Genomic DNA, 13368 nt, shown 5'->3' with positions numbered 1-13368 from the left:
GGCCGCTTTCCATGCGCCGAACAACCAGCCTGACCCGATGATCGAACCGAGTCCCGTCAGCATCAGCGCAAACGGGCCGATGTGCCGTTGAATTGAACTTTTCACGTCTTCTCCTGTGACGACCAGTCAGCGCAAGCGCTGGCGCCGGTCCCATGCTATCTGAAACACGCCGCTGCCGCGGCCAAGGGACACGGCTCGAAAGTCACTCAAAAGACTAAGGGCATACGGCGAGTAGTCGCGAGACGATTGCGGGTTACCCAAGGTGCAACCGGTCGCACGCGCGGTAGTTTAACGGTTGCACCGTTGCGATGCAGGCAAAATCGCTCGTTCCCTACAAAAAAATCGGAAAAATAGCAAGCTTTGTAAGCAACATCCGGCTATGGATATCCCCGAGCGATATGAGGATTTAACGATTACGGTTGACCTGCTCTCAAAATGCCCGTATAAAGGACGGGCAGGATTTCAAGCGGCGAGTGAATTGGTTCTTTCGTAGTTCGCCCATCAACGGTACTCCGGTTGGTCCCATTACCCTTCCTTGATTTTCATGCACACTCTGGCCGCGGCCGTTCGGCTTAGGCTTATTCACCATTTTTAGGAAAAAGTAATATGGAAACCGGTACCGTCAAGTGGTTCAACGACGCTAAGGGCTTTGGCTTCATTACGCCGGACGGCGGCGGCGAAGATCTGTTCGCGCATTTCTCGGAAATCCGCGTCGAAGGCTTCAAGACGCTGCAGGAAAACCAAAAGGTTACCTACGACGTCAAGACGGGCCCGAAGGGCAAGCAAGCCGCTAACATCAAGCCGGCCTAAGCTTAGCTTCCTTTAGGAACGCAAAAAACCCCGCCTAGGCGGGGTTTTTTGTTGGTTGCCGCTAATCCGTATTTCGGCACGCAAGCCGAAATCTTTATCGGCTCTTCATTACCGGAAAACACGCCGGGCATGAATACCCAAGCCAGTCGCGACACTGGCGAGCCGGTCGCCGAATACAGGGCGTGCATCGGGGAACGCCGCAGCCAGCGCACCCGACAGAAACGCCAGCCCCGTCGAACCGCCCGTGAAGTACAGCGCGTCCACCTCGCGCGGCGCGACGCCTGCTCGCCGCACGGTATCGCGCGCCGCGTCCACGATGCGCTGCGTCTCGTCCTTGCCCGCCGCAATCAGTTGTGCCTCGTCGAATGCGAGGCGCAGATCTTCTTCGACGATCTCCAGATCGATCATCGTCTCGCCGCCCGCCGCCACGCCGATCTTCGCTTCTTCGGCGAGCGCCGCGAGCGCATGACCGAAGCGCCGCTCGACGACACGCATCAGCCTGTCGTGATGCCGCGGGTTCGAATACAGATGCCGCATGAAACCGAGTTCCGACACCCGCTTAGGCGTATAGATCGTGTTGATCAGATGCCAGGTGGCGAGATCGAAGTAAATGCGGTTTGGCACCTCGCGGCCTTCGGGATCGAGCGACTGATAGCCGAGTTCGCGCAGAATCGTCGCTAGCTCGACCCGGCGGTCGAAATCCGTCCCCGCGACGTGCACGCCGTGGTGCGCCAGCACGTCGTCCTTGCGCTCGAGGTGCTTCATCCGCTCCGGCCCGACGCGCACCAGCGAGAAGTCCGACGTGCCGCCGCCGATATCCGCGACCAGCACGAGGCCTTCCTGCGTCAGATGCGCTTCGTAGTCGAAGGCAGCGGCGATCGGCTCATACTGGAAGTGAATTTCCTGCAGACCGACGGAGCGCGCGGCCGCCTCGAGCTGGCTCTGCGCAAGCTGGTCGGCGCGCGGGTCGTCGTCGACGAAAAAGACGGGCCGCCCCAGCACCGCGCGGCTGATCGGCGCGCCCGCCACCTGCTCCGCGCAGCGCTTCAGGTGCGTGACGAAAATCGCGATGACGTCGGTGTACTTGATTGCGGAGCCGTCGCCGAGATCGGTCGTGTTGTCGGCGAGCGCGGAGCCGAGAATGCTCTTCATCGAGCGCATCAGCCGGCCGTCGAAGCCGTCGATATACGCCTCGAGCGCCGCCCGGCCGTACGTCCGCGTGTTTTCGTCGGTGTTGAAGAAGACGGCCGTCGGCAGCGTCGTGTAGGCGCCTTCGACGGGCGCCAGCCTCAGCGCCGCCTGATCGCCCGGCGAGCCGCCGACAGGGACGGCCACTGCCGAATTAGACGTGCCGAAGTCGATCGCGCAATAGGTCATGGCAGGGTTCGCCGCTCGCGCCGGCGCGCACAGAAAGAGGACGGGCTTTGTAACATGAAAGCAGTGACACCATCAACCGGCGGCGACCCGGCCTGCTACCCGCGCCGGGGAATGCAATTTGCTCTGTCGAATGGTCGCGCCGCGCTCGAATGAATCCGACAGGATACGCCGTTCGCTCGCCGGCTTACAGAAACGCCAAAAAACCGTCCGTCGAGGCAATCCGATGCACGAACCTTCCGCCGCCACGATTCGCGCCGAGCCGGCCGGCATCGTCGAAACCGATCTGCCGTCGCGGCTCGACCGCCTGCCGTGGGGCCGCTTCCATTCGCTGATCGTCGTCGCGCTCGGCGTGACGTGGCTGCTCGACGGGCTGGAGGTGACGCTGGCGGGATCGGTGGCGAGCGCGCTGAAATCGAGCGCGGTGCTGCGCTTCTCGAACGCCGACGTCGGACTGGCGGGCAGCGCGTACATCGCCGGCGCGGTGCTCGGCGCGCTGGGCTTCGGCTGGCTGACCGACCGGCTCGGACGGCGCAAGCTGTTCTTCATCACGCTCGCGCTGTATCTTGCCGCGACGGCGGCGACCGCCTTCTCGTGGAATCTCGCGAGCTTTCTCGTGTTCCGCTTTCTGACGGGCGCGGGCATCGGCGGCGAGTACACGGCGATCAACTCGACGATTCAGGAATTCACGCCCGCGCGCGTGCGCGGCCACACTGATCTCGCCATCAACGGCACGTTCTGGGTCGGCGCGGCGCTCGGCGCGATCGGCTCGCTGGTGCTGCTCGACCCGCATCTGCTGCCCGGCGACGGGGGCTGGCGCGCGTGCTTTTTCATCGGCGCCGTTCTGGCGCTGGCGATCCTGCCGATGCGCGCCTGGGTTCCCGAAAGTCCGCGCTGGCTGCTCACGCACGGCGAGGAGAAGGAGGCGCGCGAAATCGTCGAAGGCATCGAGGCGCGCTTTCGCGACGAGCGTCACGAACTCGCCGACGACGGGCTCCTGCGTCTGCGCCTGCGCGCCCGCGAGCGCACGACGTTGCGCGAGGTCGTCCACACGCTGTTCACGCTGCACCGGCGCCGCGCGCTGGTGGGGTTGTCGCTGATGACGGCGCAGGCGTTCTTCTACAACGCGATCTTCTTCACGTACGCGCTCGTGCTGACCGACTTCTACCAGGTGCCGGGCGATCATGTCGGCTGGTACATCCTGCCGTTCGCGCTCGGCAATTTCGCGGGGCCGCTGCTGATGGGCAGGCTGTTCGATGTGATCGGCCGCCGCAAGATGATCGCCGTGACGTACGCAATGTCCGCCATCCTGCTGACGTTGAGCGGCTATCTGTTCGAGCAGCACCTGCTCACCGTGACGACGCAGACGATTTGGTGGATGGTGATCTTCTTCTTCGCGTCATCGGCGGCGAGTTCGGCGTATCTGACCGTCAGCGAATCGTTCCCGCTCGAAATCCGCGCGCTCGCGATCGCCGTGTTCTACGCATTCGGCACGGCGCTCGGCGGCATCGCGGGGCCGGCGTTCTTCGGGCGGCTGATCGATACGGGGCAGCGCAGCGAGGTGTTTTCCGGCTATCTGGTCGGCTCGGCGCTGATGCTGGCTGCCGCCGTAATCGCGGCGATCTGGGGCGTGGACGCGGAGCGGCGCTCGCTGGAGAGCGTCGCCACGCCGTTATCCGCGGTCGACGACGAATAACGGTCGCATGACGGCGCGCAACGACAAGGGACGGCAGCGCCATAAAAAACGCGGCCCGTAGGCCGCGCTGCTTGCGTCGAATCGAAGCGCGCGATGGGAGCGCGCGATCAAGGCGGGCGAAGGCTCAGAACGCCTTGTTCCACGCCCCCGCAAACGCGACGTCACCGAGCGGCGCCCGCGTACGAACCGACTTCTCGCGCTCGCGCAGAACCGGGTCGAGCTTGTCGACATCGCCGTAATGACCGAGCGAAATCATCGCGATCACCTCGACGTCGTCCGGCACGGCGAACGCCTTGCGGAACGCCTTGACGTCGAAGCCGCTCATCTGATGCGCAGCGAGCCCCAACGCATGCGCCTGCAGCACCAGCGACAGCGCGGCCGCGCCCGCGTCGTATGGCGCGCAGCGGTTCACCTCGCCCTTCGGCGTCAGCGTGTGCGCCGTCACGCAGATCAGCACGGGCGCGTTGCCGTTCCAGCCCTGATTGAACGGCACGAGCGTATCGAATGCCTTCTTGAACGCGACTTCGTTGGCGGTGCGGTCGAACACCAAGAAGCGCCACGGCTGCAGGTTGTACGACGAGGGCGCCCAGCGCGCCGCCTCGAGCACCGTGCGCAACTGTTCGCGGCTGATCGGCTCGTTCGAATACGCGCGCGGGCTCCAGCGTCCGGCGATCAGTTCATGAATGGGAACGTCGGTGGGTGCGGGTTTGTTGGTCATGCGCATCTCTCGGTCGAAATTCACGATGGTCGGGCGACGGCCCGAGGGCTCACTAGCATAACCCGAGCCGCCGCATTCCCGCCGTCCAGGTCGCGCAGATGCAAATCGCGCCAGCGCATGAAGAAACGCGCCGCGGCACGTGAAGCCGCAGCGCGTTTTTCTGGCGCTTGGAATCGGAACGCGTGGTCACCGCGTCAGCCGATGCGTCAGCGGATCCGTCAGACCGCCTGCGCCGCCACGGTGCGCTCGCCGCGATTGATCCGCAGCACGATCACCGACGCGACGATACACAAGCCGCCCGAAATCATCGACGCGACGGTGTAGGTGCCGAGGCTCGCGCGCAGCATGCCCGCGCCGAGCGCCGCGAACGCCGCGCCGAGCTGGTGCCCCGCGACCACCCAGCCGAACACGACGGGCGCCGATTCCTTGCCGTAGACATCGGTGGCGAGACGCACCGTCGGCGGCACGGTCGCGATCCAGTCGAGGCCGTAGAACACGGCGAACAGCGGCAAGCCGAAGAAGTCGATGCCGAACGCGTGCGGCAGATACATCAGCGACAGCCCGCGCAGCCCGTAGTACCAGAACAGCAGCACGCGCGCGTTGAAGCGGTCCGACAGCCAGCCCGACAGCGTCGTGCCGAACAGATCGAAAATGCCCATCGCCGCGAGCAGCGACGCGCCCTGCACTTCCGTCATCCCGTAATCGCCGCACATCGCGATCAGGTGCGTGCCGACGTAACCATTCGTGCTCGCGCCGCAGATAAAGAAGCTGAAGAACAGCAGCCAGAAGTCGCGCGTCTTGCTCGCCATCGCCAGCGTGCCGAACGCGATTGCGAGCGGATTCTGCTTGCTGGCGTCGGATTTGACGGGCGCGTCGGCGGGTTCGCCGAACGGGCGCAGCGCCATGTCGGCGGGACGCTCGGGCAACAGGAACGCGACCAGCGGCAACACCACGGCCGCCGCGCCCGCGACCGTCCAGACGACGGGCCGCCAGCCGTGATGTTGCGCGATGGCCGCGAGCAACGGCAGGAACACCAGCTGGCCCGTCGCCGAACTCGCCGTGAGCATGCCCATCACGAGACCGCGATGCGTGGTGAACCAGCGGTTCACGACCGTCGCCGACAGCGTCAGCGCGGCGACGCCCGTCGCGCCGCCCACCATCACGCCCCAGACCAGGATCATCTGCCACGGATGCGTCATCAGCGACGACAGCGCGACGCCTGCCGCCATCGTGCCGAGCGCGACGAGGAGGGTCGGGCGCACGCCGAAACGCTGCATCGCCGCCGCAGCGAACGGGCCCATCAGCCCGTACAGCGCGATGTTCACCGAAATCGCCAGCGAGATCGTCGCGCGGCTCCAGCCGAAGTCGTGCTCGAGCGGCACCATCATCACGCTCGGCGTCGCGCGCGTGCCGGCCGCCGCCAGCAACACCAGAAAGACCACTGCCACGGCCAGCCAGCCGTAGTGGAAACGTCCACCTATTATTCTTGCTGCCCAGTTCATCCGTTCTCCAGAGATTTCCCGCCGCCGCACCGCCATGACGCCGATGCCCGCCGCATCTTATTGCATCTGATTATTACCGGCTTCGTAAAGGTTTTGTGACTGACCTGTCACAATGGGTCTTGCGATCTTAGTTACCGGTCAGTAACATGTCAAGGCGTCTATTTCGTCGAGCACCCCGCCATGACCCAGTCCGAAACCAGCAAACCCGCGTCGGGTCGGCGCGCGCAGACGGCCGGCTCCGAGGCGCAACAGCATCTGCTGCGCGCCGCCGCCGAGCTGTTCTACAACGAAGGCGTGCGTGCCGTGGGCGTCGACGCCGTCGTCGAGCGGGCGGGCGTCAACAAGATGAGTCTGTATCGGCAGTTCTCTTCGAAGGACGATCTGGTGGTCGCTTATCTCGAACAGTCTGATGAGCGCTTTTTCACGCGCTTCGACGAAAGCCTCGCCAAATATCCCGGCGAGCCGAAGAAACAGTTGCTGCAATATATCGACGATCTGTCGCGGCGGGCGTCGAAGGACAACTATCGCGGCTGTCCGTTCGTCAATGTGTCGGCGGAATTTCCGGACCCGTCGCACCCTGCGCGCGTGTGCGTGCTCAACAACAAGACGAAACTGATGCAGCGGCTCGGCGAGTTGTGCGCGGCAGCCGGCGCGCGCGATCCGGCGCAACTCGCGAACGGGCTCGCGCTGCTGATCGAGGGCATCTATGCGTCGAGCCAAACGTACGGCGCCGGCTGCGGACCGATCCAGGTCGCCCCGCTGGTGGCCCGGCAACTGATCGAGCTGGCATGTTCGAACGCGCCGGTAAAATAGCGCTTTTGCCCTTTGCGTTCCCGCTCGCACCGCCATGCCTTCCACGCCGCACAGTTCGCACGACGCCATCCTCGACGCCACGCGCCACTGGCTGAAGCGCGCCGTAATCGGGCTGAACCTGTGCCCGTTCGCGAAGGCCGTGCACGTCAAGAACCAGATCCGCTACGCGATCAGCGAAGCGACCGGCATGGAAGGCGTGCTAACCGATCTGGAAACCGAGTTGCGCACGCTGGCGCACGCCGATCCCGCCGACCTCGACACGACGCTGCTGATCATCCCGCACGCGCTCGCCGATTTCCTCGACTACAACGATTGCCTGTTCTTCGCCGACCGCATGCTCAAGCAGATGCGGCTGGAAGGCACGCTTCAGATCGCGAGCTTCCACCCGCAGTATCAGTTCGAGGGCAGCCACCCGGACGATATCGAGAACTACACGAACCGCGCGCCGTATCCGATCCTGCATCTGCTGCGCGAGGCGAGCATCGAGCGTGCGGTCGAAGCCTTTCCGGATGCGGCGGACATCTACGAGCGCAACGAGGAAACGATGCGCCGTCTCGGTACGGAAGGCTGGCGCAAGTGGATGAGCGAACCCGCCCAAGACTGACGGGGCGCGAACTGGCAGCCCGTCAGGCTGCCGCTTCGACGAAGAACCGCTCGCGCAGTTCGGCGATGCCGAGCGTATCCATCACTTCATTGAGCCGCTCGGCGGGGCGCCGGCGCGGCAGATCTTTAAAGGTCGCGACGATCAGCTCGTTCTTCATCGAGTGTTCCCAGCCGACCAGTTCCGTCACGTTGACCTGATAGCCGTGCGCCTCCAGTTGCAGGCAGCGCAGCACGTTGGTGATCTGGCTGCCGAATTCGCGCGTATGCAGCGGATGCCGCCAGATTTCCGTCAACGCATTGGCCAGCGACTTGCCTTTGTTCCTGCGCAGCACGCCCGCCACTTCCGCCTGGCAGCACGGCACGACGACGATGTATTTCGCATGCTTTTCCAGCGCGAAGCGGATGGCATCGTCGGTGGCCGTGTCGCACGCGTGCAGCGCCGTCACGATGTCCACCTTCGGCGGCAGTTTGTCCGACACGATCGAGTCGGCTACAGAAAGATTGAGAAACGACATGCCCTTGAAGCCGAGCCGCTGCGCCAGCTCCTGCGACTTCGAGACGAGTTCTTCTCGCGTCTCAATGCCGTAGATATGCGAGTTATCCCGCAGTTCCTTGAAGAACAGGTCGTACAGAATAAAGCCCAGATAGGACTTGCCCGCGCCGTGATCGACGAGGGTCAGTTCGCCGTTGGTCTGCTTCAGGTCCGAAAGCAGCGGTTCGATGAACTGAAACAGGTGATAGACCTGCTTCAGCTTGCGGCGGCTGTCCTGGTTCATCTTGCCGTCGCGCGTGAGGATATGGAGTTCCTTGAGCAGTTCGACGGATTGATTGGGACGGACTTCGTGAGTTTTGGAAGACATCGGATGAGCATGTCAGCGATCGCATCGCGAACGTGCGACAGGTGACGGAAAAAGGAAAAAGTGTCTGTCAGTTTACCCAAAGCGCGCAGCACGGGCCCGGTTTTACCGCGTCGACGGCGGCATCTCGCCCGGTTGGACGATTTCGCGCAGTAGTGCGTCCGATTCCGAACCAGCAGGCAAGCGCGTTGCGCTGGTCGCAAAAGCAGTCGTCTGTCGCGAGCCGGATAAAGCCCCGCCGAGGGCTCGGCGGCTCGCGGGATGCATAACCAAAGACAAGCTACCGGTTGCTGCAGCGTCGAGACATCACCCGGTATGCGTAGGGGAGGTCGGACCGAGACCACGGTTCGAACGTAACGTAACCTGAAGCGCGGCGGAACGGGAACGAAGCGCGCTCGGATCTGATGAGGCGGCAAATGGATACGACACCCAACGGAAACGCCGAGCAGAAGTTTCAGGAGCTCATGGCGAAACTGCTGGCCGCGCCCGAGTGGACGGAAAAGCAGCAGCTTGAGCTCGAAATGGCGCGCGACATCTCGGTCGAGATGCTGCGCCTCGCTGAAGCCATGCGCGACGGCAGCGTCGACATGGAGACGTGCCTGACCCTGCTCAAATACGCGAAAGTGCTGGACTTCGTGATGACGACGCTCGCGTCGCGCCGCGACATCAAGCCTCAGACGCTGCGCGTGATCTTCAAACTGGCTGGACTCAAGGTCGACGAAGCCTATCCGGGCTGAGTCCGTCGATGGCTGCGCAGGGCGCCGCGCAGCCGCTTCAGCGGTGGTCGACAGCGGCTCGGGCCCCTATGCGTCGGGCTTTGGCCGGTTTCTGGCGTTTTCGCATCGACATGCCGGTCAAACCGATCAGCCGAACGCGCCGATCCCTCCTCCGCCGCGCTTCTTCTCTACCGCTTCAAACGCGTCATCAGCCGCGCGAACGACGCTTTCAGATGCCGCTGCATCGCCGCGTGCGCCTGCACGGGATCGCGGGCTTCGAGCGCTTCCAGCACGGCGCGATGTTCTTCGAGCGCGACGGCCCATGTGTCGTCGGCTTCGAAATGCACGCGCATCTTGCTCGATAGCGGGCTGTGCCGCTCGTCGAACAACCCGGCGACCGTGCGCACCAGCACGTCGTTGCCCGACATCTGCGCGATACACACGTGGAATTCGCGGTCGGCGGCCGTGGGAATCTGGCCGTTCGCGACCTCGTCGGCCATCCGGTCGTACAGCGCGCGCAGCGCCTTGAGCGCCTTCGGCTTCGCGAACGGCGCGACGCTCGCGGCCAGCGCGCCTTCGATCAACGCGCGCGCCTCCATGATCTCGCGCGGACTTTCGCCGAGCTTGTCGGGATCGGGCGCCGGCGCAACGGGCGACGCGTCCGTCACGTAGACGCCCGAGCCCATGCGGATCTCGACGCGCCCTTCCAGTTCGAGCGCGACGAGCGCCTCGCGCACCGTCGGCCGCGACACGCCCAGCGTCTGCGCCAGATCGCGCTCGGGCGGCAACCGGCCATTCGCCACAAAGCCCGGCTGCGCAATCAGCGCGCGCAGTTTGTCAGCGATCTGCAGATAGAGACGACGGCTTTCGACGGGTTTGACGGACACACAGGCTCCTGCTTCTAGGTCGCGCGAGACCGGCCGCATCCGGCCCGCGTCGGAAAACGAGCATTGTAATCAGCCATGCCGCGCGCGGGATGCCCGGACGGATTGCGACCGGAATCACCGACAATTGGCTTGACCACTTGTCCATTCGGCTTCTATTATCGTCCACTGGTCAGGCCGGAATTCAATAAGCACCCAGGAAACACATGTCGTACCCGCAGTCCCGCCGCCAGAGCAGGACGCAGACAGGCAGCACCGCCACGCGCCGCAGCACGAGCGCAGGAAAGCGACACCGGCCCGGCATCGCCGGCGGCGCACACCATACGACAGATGCCGCCAATGGAGGAGACGTTGTCATGAGGAAAATGCGGTGGGTAGTGATCCTTCTATGCTTTCTCGCGATCGCCGTGAATTACATCGACCGCGCGAATCTGGCCGTCGCGGCGCCCGAAATCGAAAAAGCGCTCGGCATCGGGCCGGCGCAGATGGGCTTCATCCTGAGCGGCTTTTTCTGGACCTATGCGCTGATGCAGATGCCGTTCGGCTGGTTCGTCGACCGCGTGGGCGCGCGCATTGCGTTGCCGCTCGCCGTCGGCTGGTGGTCGGTGTTCACGGCGGGGACGGCCGCGGCGACGAGCGTCGCCGGAATGTTCGGCTGCCGGCTGATGCTCGGCGTCGGCGAAGCGGGTGCGTATCCGTCGTGCGCGAAGCTCGTCAGCCAATGGTTCAAGCCGTCGCAGCGCGCGCTCGCGACGAGTATTTTCGATAGCGGCTCGCGCGTCGGCTCCGCGCTGTCGATTCCCGTCGTCGCGCTGATCATCGGCACGATGGGCTGGAAGGCGTCGTTCATCATCACGGGGCTGATCGGCGCGCTGTGGATACTCGGCTGGGTCGTGATCTACCGCAGCCCGGCGCACGGCGACATGACGGGCGAAACCGACATCGTGCCCGACACCCGCGCCGAACGCGCCGCCGACAAGGTCACGTGGCGCTCGCTGTTTCGCCACCGCACGCTGTGGGGCATGATGCTCGGCTTCTTCTGCCTGAACTTCGTCATCTACTTTTTCATCACCTGGTTTCCGAGCTATCTGGTGCAGACGCGCGGCTTCTCGCTGAAGTCGCTCGGCACGCTCGGCATGATTCCCGCACTGATGTCGATTCCGGGCGGCTGGATCGGCGGGCTGGTGTCCGATGCGCTGTTCCGGCGCGGCTGGAGCCTCACGGCGGCGCGCAAGACGTGCATGGTCGGCGGCATGCTGCTGTCCTCGGTCATCACGCTGTCGGCGTTCACGTCGAACGTGTATCTGATGCTCGCGTTCTTCGGCATCTCGTACGGCAGCCTCGCGTTCGCCGCCGCCAGCATCTGGTCGCTGCCCGCCGATGTCGCCCCCACGCCGCGCCATGTCGCATCGATCAGCGGCATCCAGAACTTCGCATCGAATCTCGCGGGCATCGTCATCACGACCTTCACAGGCGTGATGGTCGCGCTGACCAAGGGCTCGTTCACGATTCCGCTCGTCGTCGCGGGCGGCTTCTGCTTTCTCGGTGCGTTCAGCTATCTTGTGATCGTCGGCCGCATCGAACCGCTGCCCGCCGAGCGCGAACGCCCCTGGCTGCCGGATGGCGCGACGGAAGGCGCACAGCGCACGCACGTCTGATCCGTATTGTTTCGCTTGACTGGCTCTTCAAAAGGCACCGAATCATGTCCACAGCAACTGCAACCGTGCCGACGGCGCACGTCACCATCCGTCTCCATCCCAACGACGACGTCATCGTCGCGACGCGCCAGCTCATGCCGGGCACGCGCATCGAAGGTGAAGACCTGCTGGTGACGGGCCTGATTCCGCCCGGCCACAAGATCGCGACGCGCGCGATCGCGAAGGGCGAGCCCGTCAAGCGCTACAACCAGATCATCGGCGTCGCGCGCGAGGCGATCGCGCGCGGCCAGCACGTGCACACGCACAATCTCGGCATGGCCGAGTTCGCGCGCGACCACGCGTTCGGCGCCGATCTGCATCCGCTCGCGCCCGTCAGCGAGCCCGCGCATTTCATGGGCATCCGGCGCGCCGACGGGCGGGTCGCGACGCGCAACTACATCGGCATCCTGACCAGCGTGAACTGCTCGGCGACCGTCGCGCGCGCGATCGCCGATCATTTCCGGCGCGACGTACATCCGGAAGAACTCGCGGATTTTCCGAACGTCGACGGCGTGATCGCGCTGACGCACGGACTCGGCTGCGGCATCGATCTGCGCGGCGAAGGCATGGCGATCCTGCAGCGCACGCTGGCGGGCTATGCGGCGCACCCGAACTTCGCGTCGGTGCTGTTCGTCGGGCTGGGTTGCGAGACGAACCAGATTGGCGGCGTGCTCGAATCGGCCGGTCTCGCCGACAACACCGCGCAACTGCGCAGTTTCACGATCCAGGACAGCGGCGGCACGCGCAAAACCATCGAGCGCGGCATCGCGATGGTGCGCGAGATGCTCATCGACGCGAACCGCGCGGTGCGCGAAAAAGTGAGCGCGTCGCATCTGATCGTCGGTTTGCAGTGCGGCGGTTCGGACGGCTACTCGGGCATCTCGGCGAATCCTGCCTTGGGCGCGGCTGTCGATCGGCTCGTACGGCACGGCGGTACCGCGATCCTTTCGGAGACGCCCGAAGTCTATGGCGCCGAGCATCTGCTGACGCGCCGCGCCGTGAGCCGCGAGGTCGGCGAGAAGCTGCTGGCGCGCATCGCGTGGTGGCAGGACTATTGCGCGCGTAACGGCGCCGCGCTTGACAACAATCCGTCGGCGGGCAACAAGGCGGGCGGACTGACGACGATTCTGGAGAAATCGCTCGGCGCGGTGGCGAAAGGCGGCACGACGAATCTCGTCGACGTGTACGAATACGCGCAGCCGATCCGCGCAAAAGGCTTCGTGTTCATGGATTCGCCCGGCTACGACCCGATGTCGGCGACGGGCCAGGTCGCGTCGGGCGCGAACCTGATCTGCTTCACGACGGGGCGCGGCTCCGCGTATGGCTGCGCGCCGTCGCCGTCATTGAAGCTCGCGACGAACACCGCGCTGTGGGACCGGCAGGCCGACGACATCGACATCAACTGCGGCGGCGTGATCGACGGCACGGCGACCATCGATCAGCTCGGCGCCGATATTTTCCAGATGATGCTCGACTGTGCGTCGGGCACGCCCTCGAAAAGCGAACTGCACGGCTATGGGCAAAACGAGTTCGTGCCCTGGCAGGTTGGCGTCGTGACCTGAACGCCCGTCGCCGGACGCCGGTCTCCCGGCGCCGTGGGCCTTCCCTGGACACCATGACGGAATCGTTATCGGCAAGCGCGGGCGCGCGCGAAGTTATCAGCGCTCGCGTCGATCGCACTGCGATTGCCGAGCATGA

Annotated in this window: 12 protein-coding genes; 7 read left to right on the top strand and 5 right to left on the bottom strand. The window is 64.6% G+C overall.

Translation table 11 applies throughout. The annotated features are described in order from the left end of the window. Positions 1–606: 606 nt before the first annotated feature. Positions 607–810, top strand: a complete 204-nt coding sequence (locus H3V53_RS40505; protein ID WP_054918658.1) for a cold-shock protein — start codon at positions 607–609, stop codon at positions 808–810. Between the two features lie 108 nt (positions 811–918). Here the strand turns inward: H3V53_RS40505 and H3V53_RS40500 are convergent, their stop codons facing one another. Continuing rightward, positions 919–2187: an Hsp70 family protein gene (locus tag H3V53_RS40500; RefSeq protein ID WP_336602618.1), complete on the bottom strand. Its 1269-nt coding sequence runs from the start codon at positions 2185–2187 to the stop codon at positions 919–921. Positions 2188–2410: 223 nt separating this feature from the next. On the opposite strand from H3V53_RS40500, the gene H3V53_RS40495 reads away from it, so the two are divergent. Next, on the top strand, positions 2411–3880 hold the full coding sequence (locus H3V53_RS40495) for an MFS transporter (RefSeq protein ID WP_336602617.1): 1470 nt from the start codon (positions 2411–2413) through the stop codon (positions 3878–3880). Between the two features lie 124 nt (positions 3881–4004). On the opposite strand, the gene H3V53_RS40490 is transcribed toward H3V53_RS40495, so the two are convergent. Next, a complete protein-coding gene (locus tag H3V53_RS40490; protein WP_336602616.1) occupies positions 4005–4598 on the bottom strand; it encodes a nitroreductase family protein in 594 nt (197 codons plus the stop codon). A gap of 218 nt (positions 4599–4816) precedes the next feature. Further along, the gene (locus H3V53_RS40485) at positions 4817–6100 is read right to left on the bottom strand and encodes an MFS transporter (protein WP_336602615.1); all 1284 of its coding nucleotides are present in this window, start codon (positions 6098–6100) and stop codon (positions 4817–4819) included. 180 nt (positions 6101–6280) lie between these two features. Between H3V53_RS40485 and H3V53_RS40480 the strand changes: the two genes are divergently transcribed. Both H3V53_RS40480 and H3V53_RS40475 read left to right on the top strand, forming a co-directional pair. Further along, positions 6281–6913, top strand: a complete 633-nt coding sequence (locus H3V53_RS40480; protein ID WP_336602614.1) for a TetR/AcrR family transcriptional regulator — start codon at positions 6281–6283, stop codon at positions 6911–6913. A gap of 34 nt (positions 6914–6947) precedes the next feature. Continuing rightward, the gene (locus H3V53_RS40475; RefSeq protein ID WP_336602613.1) at positions 6948–7517 is read left to right on the top strand and encodes a DUF1415 domain-containing protein; all 570 of its coding nucleotides are present in this window, start codon (positions 6948–6950) and stop codon (positions 7515–7517) included. 22 nt (positions 7518–7539) lie between these two features. Here the strand turns inward: H3V53_RS40475 and H3V53_RS40470 are convergent, their stop codons facing one another. Then, a complete protein-coding gene (locus H3V53_RS40470) occupies positions 7540–8376 on the bottom strand; it encodes a methyltransferase (RefSeq protein ID WP_054918651.1) in 837 nt (278 codons plus the stop codon). A gap of 413 nt (positions 8377–8789) precedes the next feature. On the opposite strand from H3V53_RS40470, the gene H3V53_RS40465 reads away from it, so the two are divergent. Further along, positions 8790–9110 carry a type II toxin-antitoxin system HicA family toxin gene (locus H3V53_RS40465; RefSeq protein WP_054918649.1) on the top strand — a complete coding sequence of 107 codons (321 nt, stop codon included), beginning with the start codon at positions 8790–8792 and terminating at the stop codon, positions 9108–9110. A gap of 167 nt (positions 9111–9277) precedes the next feature. On the opposite strand, the gene H3V53_RS40460 is transcribed toward H3V53_RS40465, so the two are convergent. Beyond that, complete coding sequence (locus H3V53_RS40460; protein WP_336602612.1) at positions 9278–9976, bottom strand: FadR/GntR family transcriptional regulator; 699 nt, start codon at positions 9974–9976, stop codon at positions 9278–9280. Between the two features lie 353 nt (positions 9977–10329). On the opposite strand from H3V53_RS40460, the gene H3V53_RS40455 reads away from it, so the two are divergent. Together H3V53_RS40455 and H3V53_RS40450 are read left to right on the top strand one after the other, a co-directional pair. Continuing rightward, entirely contained in the window at positions 10330–11631 is a 1302-nt protein-coding gene (locus tag H3V53_RS40455) for an MFS transporter (RefSeq protein WP_336602611.1), read from the top strand. Positions 11632–11675: 44 nt separating this feature from the next. Continuing rightward, positions 11676–13232 carry a UxaA family hydrolase gene (locus tag H3V53_RS40450; RefSeq protein ID WP_336602610.1) on the top strand — a complete coding sequence of 519 codons (1557 nt, stop codon included), beginning with the start codon at positions 11676–11678 and terminating at the stop codon, positions 13230–13232. The last annotated feature ends 136 nt before the right edge of the window (positions 13233–13368 follow it).

The organism is Paraburkholderia bengalensis, from assembly GCF_037126505.1.
Taxonomy (GTDB): domain Bacteria; phylum Pseudomonadota; class Gammaproteobacteria; order Burkholderiales; family Burkholderiaceae; genus Paraburkholderia; species Paraburkholderia bengalensis.
Note: the sequence above shows the minus strand (reverse complement) of the source record. Positions and strands in the feature narration are given on the sequence as shown.

What these genes read in the sequence shown, in the direction of transcription:
- H3V53_RS40505 (WP_054918658.1), top strand. Translation starts at nt 607, where the DNA reads ATGGAAACCGGTACCGTCAAGTGGTTCAACGACGCTAAGGGCTTTGGC.
- H3V53_RS40500 (WP_336602618.1), bottom strand. Translation starts at nt 2,187, where the DNA reads ATGACCTATTGCGCGATCGACTTCGGCACGTCTAATTCGGCAGTGGCC.
- H3V53_RS40495 (WP_336602617.1), top strand. Translation starts at nt 2,411, where the DNA reads ATGCACGAACCTTCCGCCGCCACGATTCGCGCCGAGCCGGCCGGCATC.
- H3V53_RS40490 (WP_336602616.1), bottom strand. Translation starts at nt 4,598, where the DNA reads ATGACCAACAAACCCGCACCCACCGACGTTCCCATTCATGAACTGATC.
- H3V53_RS40485 (WP_336602615.1), bottom strand. Translation starts at nt 6,100, where the DNA reads ATGAACTGGGCAGCAAGAATAATAGGTGGACGTTTCCACTACGGCTGG.
- H3V53_RS40480 (WP_336602614.1), top strand. Translation starts at nt 6,281, where the DNA reads ATGACCCAGTCCGAAACCAGCAAACCCGCGTCGGGTCGGCGCGCGCAG.
- H3V53_RS40475 (WP_336602613.1), top strand. Translation starts at nt 6,948, where the DNA reads ATGCCTTCCACGCCGCACAGTTCGCACGACGCCATCCTCGACGCCACG.
- H3V53_RS40470 (WP_054918651.1), bottom strand. Translation starts at nt 8,376, where the DNA reads ATGTCTTCCAAAACTCACGAAGTCCGTCCCAATCAATCCGTCGAACTG.
- H3V53_RS40465 (WP_054918649.1), top strand. Translation starts at nt 8,790, where the DNA reads ATGGATACGACACCCAACGGAAACGCCGAGCAGAAGTTTCAGGAGCTC.
- H3V53_RS40455 (WP_336602611.1), top strand. Translation starts at nt 10,330, where the DNA reads ATGAGGAAAATGCGGTGGGTAGTGATCCTTCTATGCTTTCTCGCGATC.
- H3V53_RS40450 (WP_336602610.1), top strand. Translation starts at nt 11,676, where the DNA reads ATGTCCACAGCAACTGCAACCGTGCCGACGGCGCACGTCACCATCCGT.